At 63.3% G+C, this 14371-nt stretch carries 3 protein-coding genes; 2 read left to right on the forward strand and 1 reads right to left on the reverse strand.

What is annotated here, in order from left to right; genetic code table 11:
- The first annotated feature begins 85 nt into the window (after positions 1–85).
- Both IG178_RS18455 and IG178_RS18460 read left to right on the forward strand, forming a co-directional pair.
- A complete protein-coding gene (locus IG178_RS18455) occupies positions 86–13255 on the forward strand; it encodes a PKD domain-containing protein (protein ID WP_193214050.1) in 13170 nt (4389 codons plus the stop codon).
- Entirely contained in the window at positions 13252–13776 is a 525-nt protein-coding gene (locus IG178_RS18460; protein ID WP_226895565.1) for an SMI1/KNR4 family protein, read from the forward strand. Before IG178_RS18455 ends, IG178_RS18460 begins: the two co-directional genes overlap by 4 nt.
- Positions 13777–13976: 200 nt before the next feature.
- On the opposite strand, the gene IG178_RS18465 is transcribed toward IG178_RS18460, so the two are convergent.
- Entirely contained in the window at positions 13977–14369 is a 393-nt protein-coding gene (locus IG178_RS18465; RefSeq protein ID WP_193214052.1) for a hypothetical protein, read from the reverse strand.
- Positions 14370–14371: the final 2 nt, after the last annotated feature.

Below are 14371 nucleotides of genomic sequence, written 5' to 3' on the forward strand. Positions count from 1 at the left end.
CTCCCCCGGAGTCCCCCAGCAACTTCGACCGGCCCTTTGTCTCCTTGCCTCTATCTCCCTCTCCCTGGCGTCGCCCACGGACCCGGTGGTGACACGCAACGCGCCCCATCTGAACCAAGGAACGGTTCATGGCAGCGTCCGGGTGATGCAAGGTTCGAACTTCACCCTGAATTCCGGACTAACGGTCGATGGGTCCCTCATCTTGCCGGGTCATCCCGAGATCAAGACCAATGGCGGGAGCAACCTGCCGTTCGTCACCGATGGCGGGGGATCCCAGCAACCTGACCGCTATAGGCTTACCCTGAACAACGGGGTCCAACTGGGCGGCATCACGCTCGGAACCGATGCCGAAGCCCTGCCGGAGGCACCCGTCCCCGTGCCCGGATCAGGCAATCGAACGGTTCACGTCAATCACCCGGACGACGAAGTCGGGGAGGCCGGGTCCATCCGCTCCCTGACCATCAACCATGGTGAGAGCGTCATCGCCCTCGACCCGGGACGCTACGACCGGATCACCCTGAACGGATCGAGCACTCTCGAACTCCAAGGCGGATCAGAAGCAGAGCCCGCCATCTATGAAGTCCAGCAACTGACGGTCAACGGTGGTTCACGGATCTCGGTCCACGGGCCGGTTGTGTTGCGGCTGAAGAATTCGCTGAACCTCAACGGATACATGGGTGATCCCGACCATCCCGAATGGCTGGAGCTGAGCATTTCGGGTGGCAGCTTCAACCTCAACGGAGGAAGTGCGTATCACGGCCGCGCGGTCATCCCTTCGGGTTCCATCATCGTGAACAGTGGCTCGCTGTTGCACGGCCTCGCCTTCACCGACCGCCTGACGCTTAACGGAGATGGCGTGATCGATTGCGAACCCAGCGGCGCCGCTCCGAACCAAGCTCCTATTGCGAATGGCTCCGAGGTCACCACTCCTGTCGGCGCACCGATCGAGGTCCCGCTCCAGGCCAGTGATCCCGAAGACCAACCGTTGGTCTATCAGATCATCAGTCCGCCGCAGCACGGCACCCTGTCGACGGCCGGGCCGATGGTGACCTATACCCCCGACCTTGGCTTTTCCGGTACGGATATCTTTTATTTCAAGGTCTCCGACGGGCTCGCGGAATCCGAAGCGGCAGCCGTGCTCATCCACGTGTTCCAGCCCAACCGCCCGCCGGTGGCCGACGACCTCGTGGTGGTGCTGAACCAGGGAGAAATCGACACCCCCTTGACCTTGTCCGCGGTGGATCCGGACGGCGACCCGGTCACCTACGAGATTCTCGCTTCACCCACCCAGGGGGTTCTCAACGGGGACCTCGCCGCGCTGACCTATTCCCACACCGGTGAGCGGGCGAAAGACGTGGTGGCAGACGCTTTCACCTACCGGGCACTCGATCCGGATGGCCTGGCTTCCGAATCGGCCACCGTGACCTTGCTGCTTCAGCCGGTCAACCGGGCACCCCACGCGGATGCTGCCGGCGTCACGGTGATGGAAGACGGCGAGATCGCCATCTCGCTATCCGGCACCGATCCCGACGGCGATCTGCTCCAGGTTGAGATCGTTCCCGACCCGGAGGATCCCGCGGGGATCCCCGGTCCCCGATACGGCAGTCTGTCAGGCGACTTGCCAGATCTCACCTACCGGCCGGCGCCGGACTTCAACGGCGTCGACGTGTTTCACTACACGGTCAGCGACGGCGCATTCACCTCTGCCCCGGCGAAAGTCACGATCACGGTCCTCGCGGTGAACGACCCGCCCACCGCCACCTCGCTGGACTTGGTCGTGGAGGAAGAAGGCTCCCTTGACTTCTCCCTTTCAGCCGACGACCCGGACGGTGATCCCCTGGCCTTTGAGGTGAACTTGCCGGACGACTTCCCCGGGCAACTTTCGGGAGAAGCACCGACTCTCCGGTTCTCGCCGGACACCGACTTCAACGGAGTCGCGGCGTTCACCTTCTCGGTCTTGGACAGTTCCGGCTCAAGCGCATCGGGACAGGTGCGGATCACGGTGACACCTGTCAACGATCCTCCCACGGTGGTTTCCGCCGACGGCCTCACGCAGGAAGACGAATCCATCCCGATCACCTTGGCGGCAAGCGACCCTGACGGCGATGTGCTGGAATACACCTTGTCCCTTCCCGGAGACTTCCCGGGACAACTCGAGGGCGACGCACCGGAGTTGATCTTTCACCCGGCGGCAAACTACCACGGAACGGCGTATTTCGAATTCACGGCCATCGACCCGGACGGCTTGGAATCGACGGCCGCGGTGAACCTGACCGTGACTCCGGTCAACGACATCCCGGTCGCGGCGGCAGCGCGAGGAACGACGCACCAGGGAGAACCAGTCACCATACCGCTCACCGCGCAGGATATCGACGGGGATCCACTCACTTTTGCCCTTCATGACACCCCGGTCGGAGGCACGGTCGTCATCAACGGATCGACCGCCATCTATCAGCCGGAGCCGGCGTTTTCCGGAATAGGACGCTTCAATTTCACCGCCAACGACGGCGCGGCGACCTCAGCGCCCGCCGAGATCGTGGTGGAAGTCGATGGCGATCCCGTCATCCAGATCCTCTCCCCGCTCCCGGGTGCGGTGTTCAAAAATGGCGAACCGATCGAAGTTGTGATCGAAGCGAGCGATCCGGAAGGCCGGTTGGCCGCCATCGAACTGGCAGTGGACGGGGTGAGGGTCACTGGCGGCGCCGACGGACGGTTCGTGCACGACTTGGGCGAACTGGAACCCGGTGACCATACGATCATTGCCTCCGCGATCGACACCAACGGCCGGACGACCCTCACGGCCCCGGTTCAGATCACCGTGACAGCGGAGAACCAGGCCCCGGTGGTCTTCGCGGGATCCGACCGTACCTTCAGCTCCGGTGCCCCGGGACCGAATCTCCTGGTGAACGGCGGCAACGAAGAACCACTCGATGGCGACCTCATCCCGGGCTGGACCTCGGACGATGGCTCGGTTTGGGGCCAAGGGGTCCCGCAATCGAGGTTGCGGCTCGGCAGCTATGGAGTCCAGACCCCGCTCTATCCCGCCGCGGACGAGGGGACCTACTTCTTCCACGTTGTCTCCAATACCCAGGCGGAGCTTTGGCAGGACGTCGCCCTTGATTCCATGTCCGAGGTCATCGCAACCGGTTCGGCACGACTGACCTTCGAAGCACTCGCAAGGACCTTCCAGAGGACCGAGCTGCTCTACAGCGACTACACCGGTCATCCCTCCGCCTACTTCCCGACCGGTGAGCTCGATCGTCCTTCGGCGGCGGTGGAGTTCTGGAACGATACCACCGGCGAGATGTTGTCCCGGCATCTCATCGACCGGGCCCCGGTGCATGACCAATGGGGGAAACTCGCCGGATCCATGACCGTGCCGATCGGCGCAACCCGGGCACGGGTCTGGTTGATCGCAACATTGCTCGACCCATCGACCACCGACTCCCAGGAGAAAAACGACGCGATGTTCGACGCTGTTTCACTTCGCTTCATCGCACCGGGCGAGGACTTTCTCAACGGCACCGTGACCGACGACGGGCAGCCAAGCGATGAATCGATCACGGTGAACTGGACCCAGATCTCCGGGCCTCCGGCGGAGATCGGAGATAACTCGAGACCCACCACACCGGTCCGGCTCGCCGTGCCAGGGGCCTACGAGTTCCAGTTGGAGGCAAGCGACGGCGAAAAGTCTTCGGCGGATACCGTTGCGGTGACACTGCTGCCGGGCAGCACCAACCAGATCCCGTCCCTCGATGCCGGCGACGACCTTCAGGTCGAGTACTCAAGCAGCCCCATCCCGCTGTCGGCGATGTTGGTCGATGATTCGCCGGACATCACGCTGGAGTGGAGCCAGTTGTCCGGACCGGGCCGGGTCTCACTCTCCGACCCCTTCGCCGCTGAAACCAAAGTATCGGTGCCAGGTCCCGGCACCTATGTGCTGCACCTGAAAGCCTATGACGGGGAGTGGACGGTCGAAGATCGCCTTACCCTCGTGGTAACCACCCGGACGGAACGACCTCCCCTGGATCTCGCGATCGTGATCGATCACTCCGGTTCGATGTGGGCTCTGAAATCCGAATCGGATCCGAGCACACCGATTTACAAGGCCCGCCAGGCCGCACGCCGCCTCATCAGCACGCTGGACCCGGCGAAGGATCGCGTCGCCGTGAGAAGGATGCGCGGTGAATTCCTGCCCATCACTTCAGATCTGAATCTCGCGGCGGAGAAGTTGGTTCAGCCGCAGGGCGAACCTGGAACCTATGGGAGTTTCCAACCGTCCAACATCGACAAGGGCATCCAGGGAGCCCTCGATCACTTGCTCGCCAATCCACGGGAGACACCCGCTGACCGGGCGATCGTGCTCTTCGGCGACGGTGCCGGACCCTACGCCGACATTGCCGCGCGGGAGGCCCGGGAAGCAGGAGTGCGGGTGGTGGTGATCGCATTCTCAAACGGGATCGATCCGATCGACTCCGTGAACATGGAACTCCAGGCGACCGTGCCGGCGGATTTCCTCGCCGCCCAATCGCTCCCACAGACAGAAGTCTTGCTCGCTTCGCTCCAACGCACCCTTTCCCTCGATGTCAACCGCCCCCCGGTCGTCAACGCAGGCAACGGCATGTGGCTGCCGGACCTCAATGAGCAGTTGATCCTGCGAGGCTCCTATCAGGACGACGGCTTGCCCTGGGATTCCCAATCTTCCGTCCGCTGGGAGCAGGTCGCCGGATCCGGGATTGCCACGATCAGTGACGATTCGATCCTGACCCCGCGGGTCACCTTCGACACCGCCGGCGAGTATCGCCTGAAACTCACGGTCAGCGACGGGGAGTCCAGTTCCTCCGACATTGTGACCGTTCGGGTTGCTGTCCCGTGTGAATTCCCCGGCCCGGCCGGACTCACCGCCTGGTGGCCCTTCGACGGCAACCTCCGCGACGCGGCGGGGGATCACCACCTGACCCGTTACGGCTACTGGGAATCGCCACGCTTCACCGAGGGTCCGATCCGCGATGCCGTCCAGATTCTCGACGGTGGCGACATCCTCGACGGAGGTCTCACCGGCGACCTCGGGCTCAACTCGGAGGCCGGCTTCTCCATCGAGTTCCGCATGCGGGCGCGGGGCGACCGGGCGAGTTATATCTTCGCCTTCGTTGATCCGGCCACCGGATTTCCCGGGAAAGCTCTCACCTGGGGTTCTCCCAACCTGAACCCGAGCTACACCGCACGCCATCTCTACTTGCAGTCGCCGCCTGCCTCCACCCCTACCAGCACCTATGGCTCGGCCCGGATCACGGAAAGCTCGCAACCCCTGGCACTCGACGTCTGGCACCACGTGGTGGTGACCCACGACCGCGGGAACAACCAGACCTGGGCCTACATCGACGGAGTCGGCAGGAAGATCTTCACCTCGCCGATCGGCCCCTACTTCGAGACGGATGACCAGTTTTCGATCGGCGGGCTGATTCCAACTGTCAAGGGCCTGAACACCTATGTCACCAACGACCCGCTCCGGCGTTTCGACGGCGACCTCGACGACCTTGCGTTCTACTCGCGCCCCCTTTCCGACAACGAGGTTCTCCGCCTCTTTGAATCCGCGCCCCACGGCAAATGTCCGCCGACCTTGAACCAAGCCCCCGTGGTGGATGCCGGGAGCCCGGTCCGCTCCGATGATCTCTCAGCGCCGGTCGAGCTCGATGGCTTCGTCTCCGACGACTCCAGCAACCTGCAGATCCAATGGAGCATGCTGTCAGGTCCGGGAGCGGTCACCTTTGGAAACCCACAGGCAGCCCGGACCTCGGCCACTTTCGGATCCCCCGGCATCTACACCCTCCAGCTCGAGGCCTTCGATGGCGACGCCACGGGTCGAGACACGGTCCAGGTGCATGTGGGGCTGGAGACCACCCTTCCCGCGTTCACCGGGCTGGTGTCCTGGATTTCAGGCAATCACCACACCGATGACCTGACTGCAAACCGGCAAGGAGTATGGAGCGGCACCGAGGCCTATGCACCCGTCGAGGTCGGGGATGGCTTCCAGTTCGGGGATGGGAATTCCTACGTCCGGTTCCTTCCCCCGGCACAGACCTCCGTCTCGTCGACCGGCGGATTCACCATCGAGGCCTGGCTTCAGGTTCCGACATCCACCACCGGCACCTACAATTCCACGATCCTCGCCCTGGAAAACATTCAGGGAACGCGGGTTCAGCGCGTTGAGCTGACTCGAGTGGGAAGCGATCCGGTAATTTTCTGGTCACTCACCAATCAAGCGGGGGGATCCACCTACGGTTTCTATTCCAACCGCTATCCGTCTACCGCGGCACTGCCCTTGGACCAACCGGTCCACGTGGCCTTGACCTGGGATCCGACCGACACGAAAGCCCGGATTTACCTCAACGGGGTTCTTAACAAGGAGCAATTGCTTTCGAACAACCCTGCTGCCCACTTCGACAAGGAGCTCTTCATCGGCGGTTACCCCGGTGACGCGCGGATCTTCCCGGGCCGGATCGACGAACTTTCTTTCTATCAACGAACCCTCACTCCAGCGGAAATCCTGGCCATCGCCGAAGCCGGCGCAGCAGGCAAATTCCCCGCCGCGTCCGCCGGCGACCCGCGGGTGGACGCCGGAGCGGATGCGACCCTCGCCCCGGGCGAGAGCCACACCTTCACGCCGCAGATCCTCCTCGGGGACTTTGACGCCGCATCGGTGAACTATTCCTGGAGCATCGTGTCCGGCCCCGGGGGAGTTGCCTTTGACAACGCGGCATTGGTCCAGGCCACCGCCACCTTTCCCGAAGCCGGACGCTATTTCCTCCAGCTCACGGTCAGCGACGGAACACTCACCGTTTCCGACACGCTGCGTGTCGAAGTGGTCGCCCCGGTCAACCAGGCACCTGCCTTGAGCTTGCCGGCCTCCCTGAGCCTCCAGATCCCCCAAGGCAGCATCGATCTTGATCCATCCGCCTCCGACGACGGACTCCCGACCGGCATCCTCAACGGCCGCTGGGTCCAACTCGGTGGTCCGGCCACCGTCTCATTCGCAGCGCAGCAGGGCTTCGCGACCCGGGCCACGTTCCCGGCAGCAGGCAGCTACAGCATCCTCTTCGAGGCCTCCGACGGACAACTCACCACGACCCGGGAGATCGACGTCACCGTCTTGCCCGAACCCTCGCCCAACCAGGCTCCCGTCATTTCCGCAGGCGATGACCAAGCTGCAGCCGATGCCATCTTCGACCTGACAGGATCTGCCACGGACGATGGCAAGCCTGGAGTCCAAGCCCTCGCCTATCGCTGGAATCTCGCCAGCGGGCCGGGCCCGGTCGACTTCGCCGATGCCACCTCAGCGAACACCTCGGCCTCGGTATCCCGCAGTGGCACCTACCGACTCCGCCTCAGCGTGAGTGACGGCGAACTCAGCGGCAGCGACGAGCTGACCATCGTGGTGCCGGACTCGGCCCCCGCCCTTCCGAACCGCGCTCCAACAGTCGCACTTCCAGCCGGACGAAGCATCCAACAGCCCGCCTCCACGGCCACCTTTGTCGCGACGGTCTCCGACGACGGCCGTACGTCCGGTCCGCTCTCCTTCACCTGGCAACAGATCGATGGCCCGGCCACTGCCACGATCGCCACGGCAGCCGAGGCAAGCACCCTGATCTCCGCGAACACGGCCGGCAGCTACCTCTTCGAACTCGTCGTTTCCGACGGCGAGCTTTCAACCAGCGCGCGGACCAGTCTCGTCGTCATGCCCCCCGGAAATGTCGCCCCGGTCCTGTCCATGTCGCCCGCCGCACCGGCCAGGCCGCTCGAAACGGTGACCCTGTCCGCAACGGCCAGCGACGATGGCCTGCCGGCAAACAGCCTGACCTACGAATGGATCCAGCTCTCAGGTCCGGAGATCGCTTTCATCGCCGATCCCCTCGCCCTGGAAACCGAGGTCACCTTCGGTTCCGGCGGCTCGTATCTCTTCCAACTCACAGCCTCCGATGGAGCACTCAGCACCCGTGCCACCGTCGCTTGGAATGTCATCGGCGTCCCGGATATCCGCATCGTCAGCCCGGACAACGGCACCCAGGTCACCGACCGCAGCCTGCTGAACCTCCAGGCCCGTGCCGTGATCGACGGCGGCCGCATCACGGCGGTCCGGTTCGAGGAAGGCGGCACCCCGATTGGCTCGGCAACCCGCAGCAGCGGCACCAACGACTGGCTCCTGAAGCTGCCGCCGCTCGCGATCGGCACCCACAGCGTCACCGCCGTGGCGATCTCCTCCGATGGCCAGACCGCGACTTCGCCACCCCTGAGCTTCGAGATCGTCGATTTCGAGGAACAAGCCCTCACGCTCGACATCGTGTCGCCCTTTGAAGGCGACGCCATCACGGCTCCCACTCCGATCATTGGCAGCGCCTACTCGACCCGCCTCGAAGCCTGGTCGTTGAGCGTTACTCCGTTGGTTGCGGAGGAAGAGCCACTCCCGGCGCCGACCTGGATCGCGGGCGGCAACCACGCGGTTCTCGACGACGAGCTTGGCATCTTCGATCCGACCTTGCTGCAGAACGGCACCTATCAGCTCACCCTTTCCGGCACCACCACCGCCGGAACCGCGGCCAGCTACTCGATCCCGGTGCGGGTCGAAGGCAACATGAAGATCGGCCACTTCTCCCTGGCCTTCGAGGACCTCTCCATCCCCCTCACCGGCATTCCTCTCAGTGTCACCCGGACCTACGATAGCCGCGACCCGCGCGGAGGGGACTTCGGCCCGGCATGGAATGTCGGCCTGAAATCGATCCGCATCCGCAAGGCCGGCCGCATCGGCTACGGCTGGGAACAAGACCAGACGATCTCCGCCATCGTCCCCGTCTACACCGTCAGCCCGACCACCCGCAAGCGCGTGATGATTTCCTTCCCCGACGGCCGCACCGAAACCTTCGAGCCGGTCTTCCGTGCCCGCACGCCGGTGTCGGAAAATCACCCGAATGTTCAGAAGTTCGCCGAGATCTCCGAAGGCACCCTTGAATTCAAGGCGGTCGACGGTTCTTCGGGAACGCTCGAGATCGTCGGCGACTCATCGGTGATCTGGAACGGCCCCATCCCCGGCCGGGGCACGGTCATCGACATCACCTTCAATCCAGCCGACCCCGGCCGCTTCCGCTACACCGAGCCCGAGGGCACCAGCTACGTGATCGACGAAAAGCTGGGTCTGCTTTCGATCTCGGAGCCGAACGGCAACAGCCTCACCATAAACTCCCAGGGTGTTTTCCACTCGAACGGCGAGAACATCCTCTTCACCCGCGACCCCGCCGGCCGCATCACCGCGGTCACCGACCCCGCCGGCGAGCAGATCCTCTACGGCTATGACACCCATGGCCGCCTGCACACCGTGACCGACCGTGTCGGCGAGGTGACGACCTATCTCTATGAGAACGCCGGCTTCCCCCACTACCTCACCTCGATCCTCGATCCCCGCGGCATCCCGGCGATCCGCTCCGAGTATGACGAGGACGGCCGACTCATTTCCCAGATGGACGCCGCCGGGCAGACCATCGAGTTCGAGCACGACCTGGCGGACAACCGCGAGATCATCCGCGACCGCCTCGGCCACACCACCGTCCACGAGTACGACGACCACGGGAACGTCGTCCGCACCACGGATGCGCTCGGGGGGATCACCCGCTACAGCTACGACGACCACGATAATGAGGTCACCGTCACCACCCCGCTCGGCCTGACCACCAGCCGGAGCTACGACGCCCGCGACAACCTGCTCACCGAGACCGATCCCGCCGGTCACGTCACACGCTATACCTACGACTCCGACAAGCGACCGCTCACCATTTCCGATGCACTCGGCCAGACCACCACGCTGGGCTACAGCTATCCCGGGAACCTGACCGCCATGGCCGACCCGGCCGGGACGACGACACGCTTCAGCTACGATGCGGCCGGCAACCTCCGCACGCTCACCGATGCCATTGGCACCACCACGACTTCCACCCACGACGCCAAGGGCAATGAACGGAGCACCGTGGTGACCGACTCGGACGGCAACCTGCTTCGCTCCGAAAGCCACGATTATGACGCCAACGGCAACCGGCTGAGCACCACCTTGCACACCGGCACGGGCGATCTGGTCACGTCCTTCGAATACGACGAGGAGAACCGGATCACCCTCACCACCTATCCCGACGGATCGACTTCCGGAACCGTCTACAACGCGATCGGCAAGACATGGAAGACCATCGACGCCGCCGGCCGCGAAACGGTGATGAGCTACGATGAGCGCGGCAACCAGGTCCGCACCGACTTCCCGGACGGCACGTTCACCACCAGCACCTACGACGTCGAAGGCCGCATGACCGCCACCACCGACGCCGCCGGCATCACCACTTACACCCTCCATGATGCCCTCGGCCGCAGCATCGCCACCATCTTGCCCGATGAAACGATGCCCGCCAGCGTGCTGAGCGAGGTCGCCGACATCGCCAGCGCGCCTGAACTCGCCGACAACCCGCGCAGCACCACCACCTACGACGCCGATGGTCGCGTGACTGCCACCACCGACGCGTTAGGAAACACGACCTCCTTCGAATACGATGCCGCCGGTCGCCGCACGGCCGTCATCGACGCGCTCGGCCATCGGACCGAGTTCTCCTTCGACGCCGCCGGCCGACAAGCTGCGACCACCGATGCCCTCGGCCACACGACGGGCTTCACCTACGACACGGCGGGACGCTTGACCCGAACCACCTTACACGACGGAACGTTCAGCAGCACCACTTACGACCCCCTGGGACGCCGCATCTCCACCACCGATCCCGCCGGCGAGATCACACGTTTTGAGTATGATCCACAAGGCCGTCTCGTCGCCGTGATCGATGCCGAAGGCGGCCGCACGGAATATGAATACGACAGCCGCGGCCTGCAGACCGTCCAACGCGATGCCCTCGGCCGGGTAACCACCTACGCCTATGATGGCCTCGGACGACGCACCGCCCGCGACCTTCCCGGTGGTCAGCACGAGACCTACGACTACGACCTCCTCGGCCGTTTGACCGGGCGCACCGACTTCAATGGTCGCACCACGACCTATGACTATGATCCATTGAACGACCGGCTGCTCGCCACTGTCGCCGACCCCGCACATCCATCCCTCGCCTTGGCCCACGCGCCGGCCCGTTTCGATTTCGAATACGACTCACTCGGCCGCCGCACTGCCGCCATGGTGAAGAATGCCAGTGGAACGATCCTCCATCAGGACGCGTGGTCCTACGACCTACACTCGCGCCTCCTCGTCCAGGCCTCCACCACCGGAACCTTGCGTTACGCCTGGAATCCCTCGGGGACCCTTGCAGGCGTGAAGTCCGATACCGTGGACGGCTATGACCTGTCCTTCGACTACGATGAACTGGACCGACTCGCCACGGTCCACCAAGGCCAGGAAGGCGTCGACCCAGCCTCCTACCCGATCGCCGGCTACGGCTATGACGCGGTCGGCAATCTCGTCGGCACCAGCTACATCAACCAGGTCACCCACGGCTACACCTACGACAGTCTCAACCGGCTCACCGACCTCGCCGTCAACCGCGCGGGCACCGGCGGATTCTCCACCCCCCTCCAGGCCTACGGCTACACTCTGAATGCCGCAGGCCATCGCACCGCGATCGCCGAACTGGGCGGGCGCACCATCAGCCACACCTATGACAACCTCTACCGCCTGACCGGCGAGACCATCGCCGGCAGTACCCTCCTGCCCACCGGCCAGGTCCTCTACACCTACGACAAGGTCGGCAACCGCCTGACCCGCAGCAGCAGCGGCGGCCTCAGCGCCCTTCTGCCGTCCCAAGCCCACGCGTTCAACGCCAACGACCAGCTCGACCACCACAGCTACGACGCCAATGGCAACACCACCCTATCCGATGTGGGAACCGACAACCCCACCGGTCCGGCTTCCGCCAACGACGTCTATTCCTTCGACAACCGCTTGATCCGCCGCACCCGCTCCGACGGAAAAATCATCGACCTCCTCTACAACGGTGACGGCGACCGCGTCTCCAAGTGGGTCCAGCAGGGCGGCCTCAACGAAAGCATCCACCGCTACCTCGTCGACCGCCAGAACCACACCGGCTACGCCCAGGTCGTCGAGGAAAGCGACGGTTCCGGCAACCTCGTCGCCCGCCATCTCTACGGGCACGACCTGATTGCCTTCGATTCCTGGATCGACCGCAGCAACGGTGTCCCGATCCTCCGCTCCATCCCCGAACGGCGTTGGTATCACTACGACGGCCTCGGCAGCGTCCGCGCCCTCAGCAACGACGACGGAGTTGTCACCGAGGCCTACACCTACGACGCATACGGCTCCCTCATTGCCCACCAACTACTCGACCCCGCCAGCGGCGAGTTCGTCCTCCAAGACCTAGCCAGCTTCTCTCTCCTCACCGAGAACCGTTACCTCTTTACAGGCGAGCAATGGGACCCCGATCTCAGGATGTACTTCCTCCGCGCCCGCTACCTCAACCCCTCAACGGGCCGCTTCCAAACCCAGGACGCCTACGAGGGCCGCAGCGGGGAGCCGCTGACACTCCACAAGTATCTTTACGTACACGCAAACCCAGTGGCATTTACCGATCCGACGGGCCATATGACGCTCAGTGAACTGGGGGCGAGCATACGCATTCAGCTTCGGAATGCGTGGACCCAAGTCCAGCGAGCGCAACCCATCATCCGAGCAAGCTATCGGGTGCTCGTTAATCTGCTTGTGATACTGAACATAGAAGCAACGCTAGCCGCCGCTGTTGAGAACAGAGATCTCCCGATGATCCTCGCCCTATTCCGTGCCACCCCATACAATCTCCGATTACTTCGAAACTTCAATAAGCGCACAGCAGCAAACCCGGCGACGCTCGCTGGGGTCACAGGATTAATTTCACTCGGATCCAAAGCAGCCAAGGCAGCGGCGCTAAACGTGCCCCTGAAGATCAACGGGCTCGCTGATTTTCATGCTTATCGTGCCGACAAGTTGCGCAGCGTCGTCTTCATCGAACTGACTGGAAGCCGACGTGAAGACCAGAAGCGAGCAAACCGTGTCCGGGCGAAGTTCTCATTGCTTGCACTTGCCGCCCCCCAGTCTCAGGGTGGTGGAAAAACTTGGCATCACCATGAGGTTGTCGGAATCATGGAACTGGTAAAAACTTCGATTCACCAAAGCCTTGGACACGACGGCGGTGCCAAGTTCTGGTCCGTATTAAAGAACACACCCTACCGGCCTTGAACCCATTACTCTATCACCCAGCGGAACGGGAATCCCACTTCCCCTCAGATCACCCTCTCTGGAAGATCGCGCCGGCAAGCGACCACGTTCTCGTGGAGTTCGAACGACGGACAGCTTGTTCGCTCCCATCTTGGCTTGTTGGCCATCTGAAAATCCAGAACGGGGGAATGGTCCGAAGCGACTACTACGATGAAGACTTGTCGCCCTCTGACATTTTCTCAGTGATCCTAGATCCGTCGGATGAAGCTTGGCTCGGAGCGATCCAGCCACTACCCGACTGGCTCGAACGAAGGGGTGACTTCGAGGACGACCCCGAACTTCTACCCGAACTTGCGCGACGCTATGGCGACATCTCCAAGCTGATCGTGCTTTATACGGATGGCCACGTCTTCAACATGCTCGACTATCGCGAGCGACCGGAGAACCCACCCGTCGTCTACCTGGATCTCGAGGCCGGTGACGGATCGATTGTGACGCTTGCCCCAAGCATCGAGGACCTATTCCTGAAGCCGTCAGCCTAAGTCTCCACTCCTCCACATGAATGTGAATGGGGTCATGAATGGGGTCAGTCCCCTCCAGGCTGCATTGTGGCCTTGACGATCCGTCGTTGTGCCGTTGGACAAGGGCGATGGCTCGGCCGATGAATGGGGCCGGTTCTCGCATTCGAACATTTTCGGATCTCGTGCTCTCCGTGCACACAAAGGGACAAGCATGAATGGCACTAAATTTGGGCGGGCTTCCGGTAGCGTGAGCGGTGCGGGATTTCGACGTATTGGCGCCTGGGCGCGGTGAGATAGGGATAGGATTTCGGCCTTCTTTTCACTGCCCGCGGTTCGCGCCGGAAGGGCCTTTCCACCACCTTCTTGGTGGCGATGAGATCGAGCAGTTCGGCATCCATCCTGGCCGCCATCCGCCCGTGGTGATGGCGGCCGCGGTGCCGGGCGCGCCACGCCACCAACAGGTCGAGCGTCCCTTTGAAGCTCAGCGCACGCAGCGGGTGGTCCGACGCGATCGCCGCGCGCTGCATCATCGAGCGCACGAGGTTGTGGGCGATCATCATCAGGCGCAGGGTCTTGCGCGCCATCGCGGGGCTTTTGACCTCGAAGCGCTCCATGC

The organism is Neoluteolibacter marinus (assembly GCF_014904755.1).
Taxonomy (GTDB): domain Bacteria; phylum Verrucomicrobiota; class Verrucomicrobiia; order Verrucomicrobiales; family Akkermansiaceae; genus Haloferula; species Haloferula marina.

Excerpts from the sequence above, each read along its gene's own strand:
- IG178_RS18465 (WP_193214052.1), bottom strand. The coding sequence starts at position 14,369 with ATGGAGCGCTTCGAGGTCAAAAGCCCCGCGATGGCGCGCAAGACCCTG.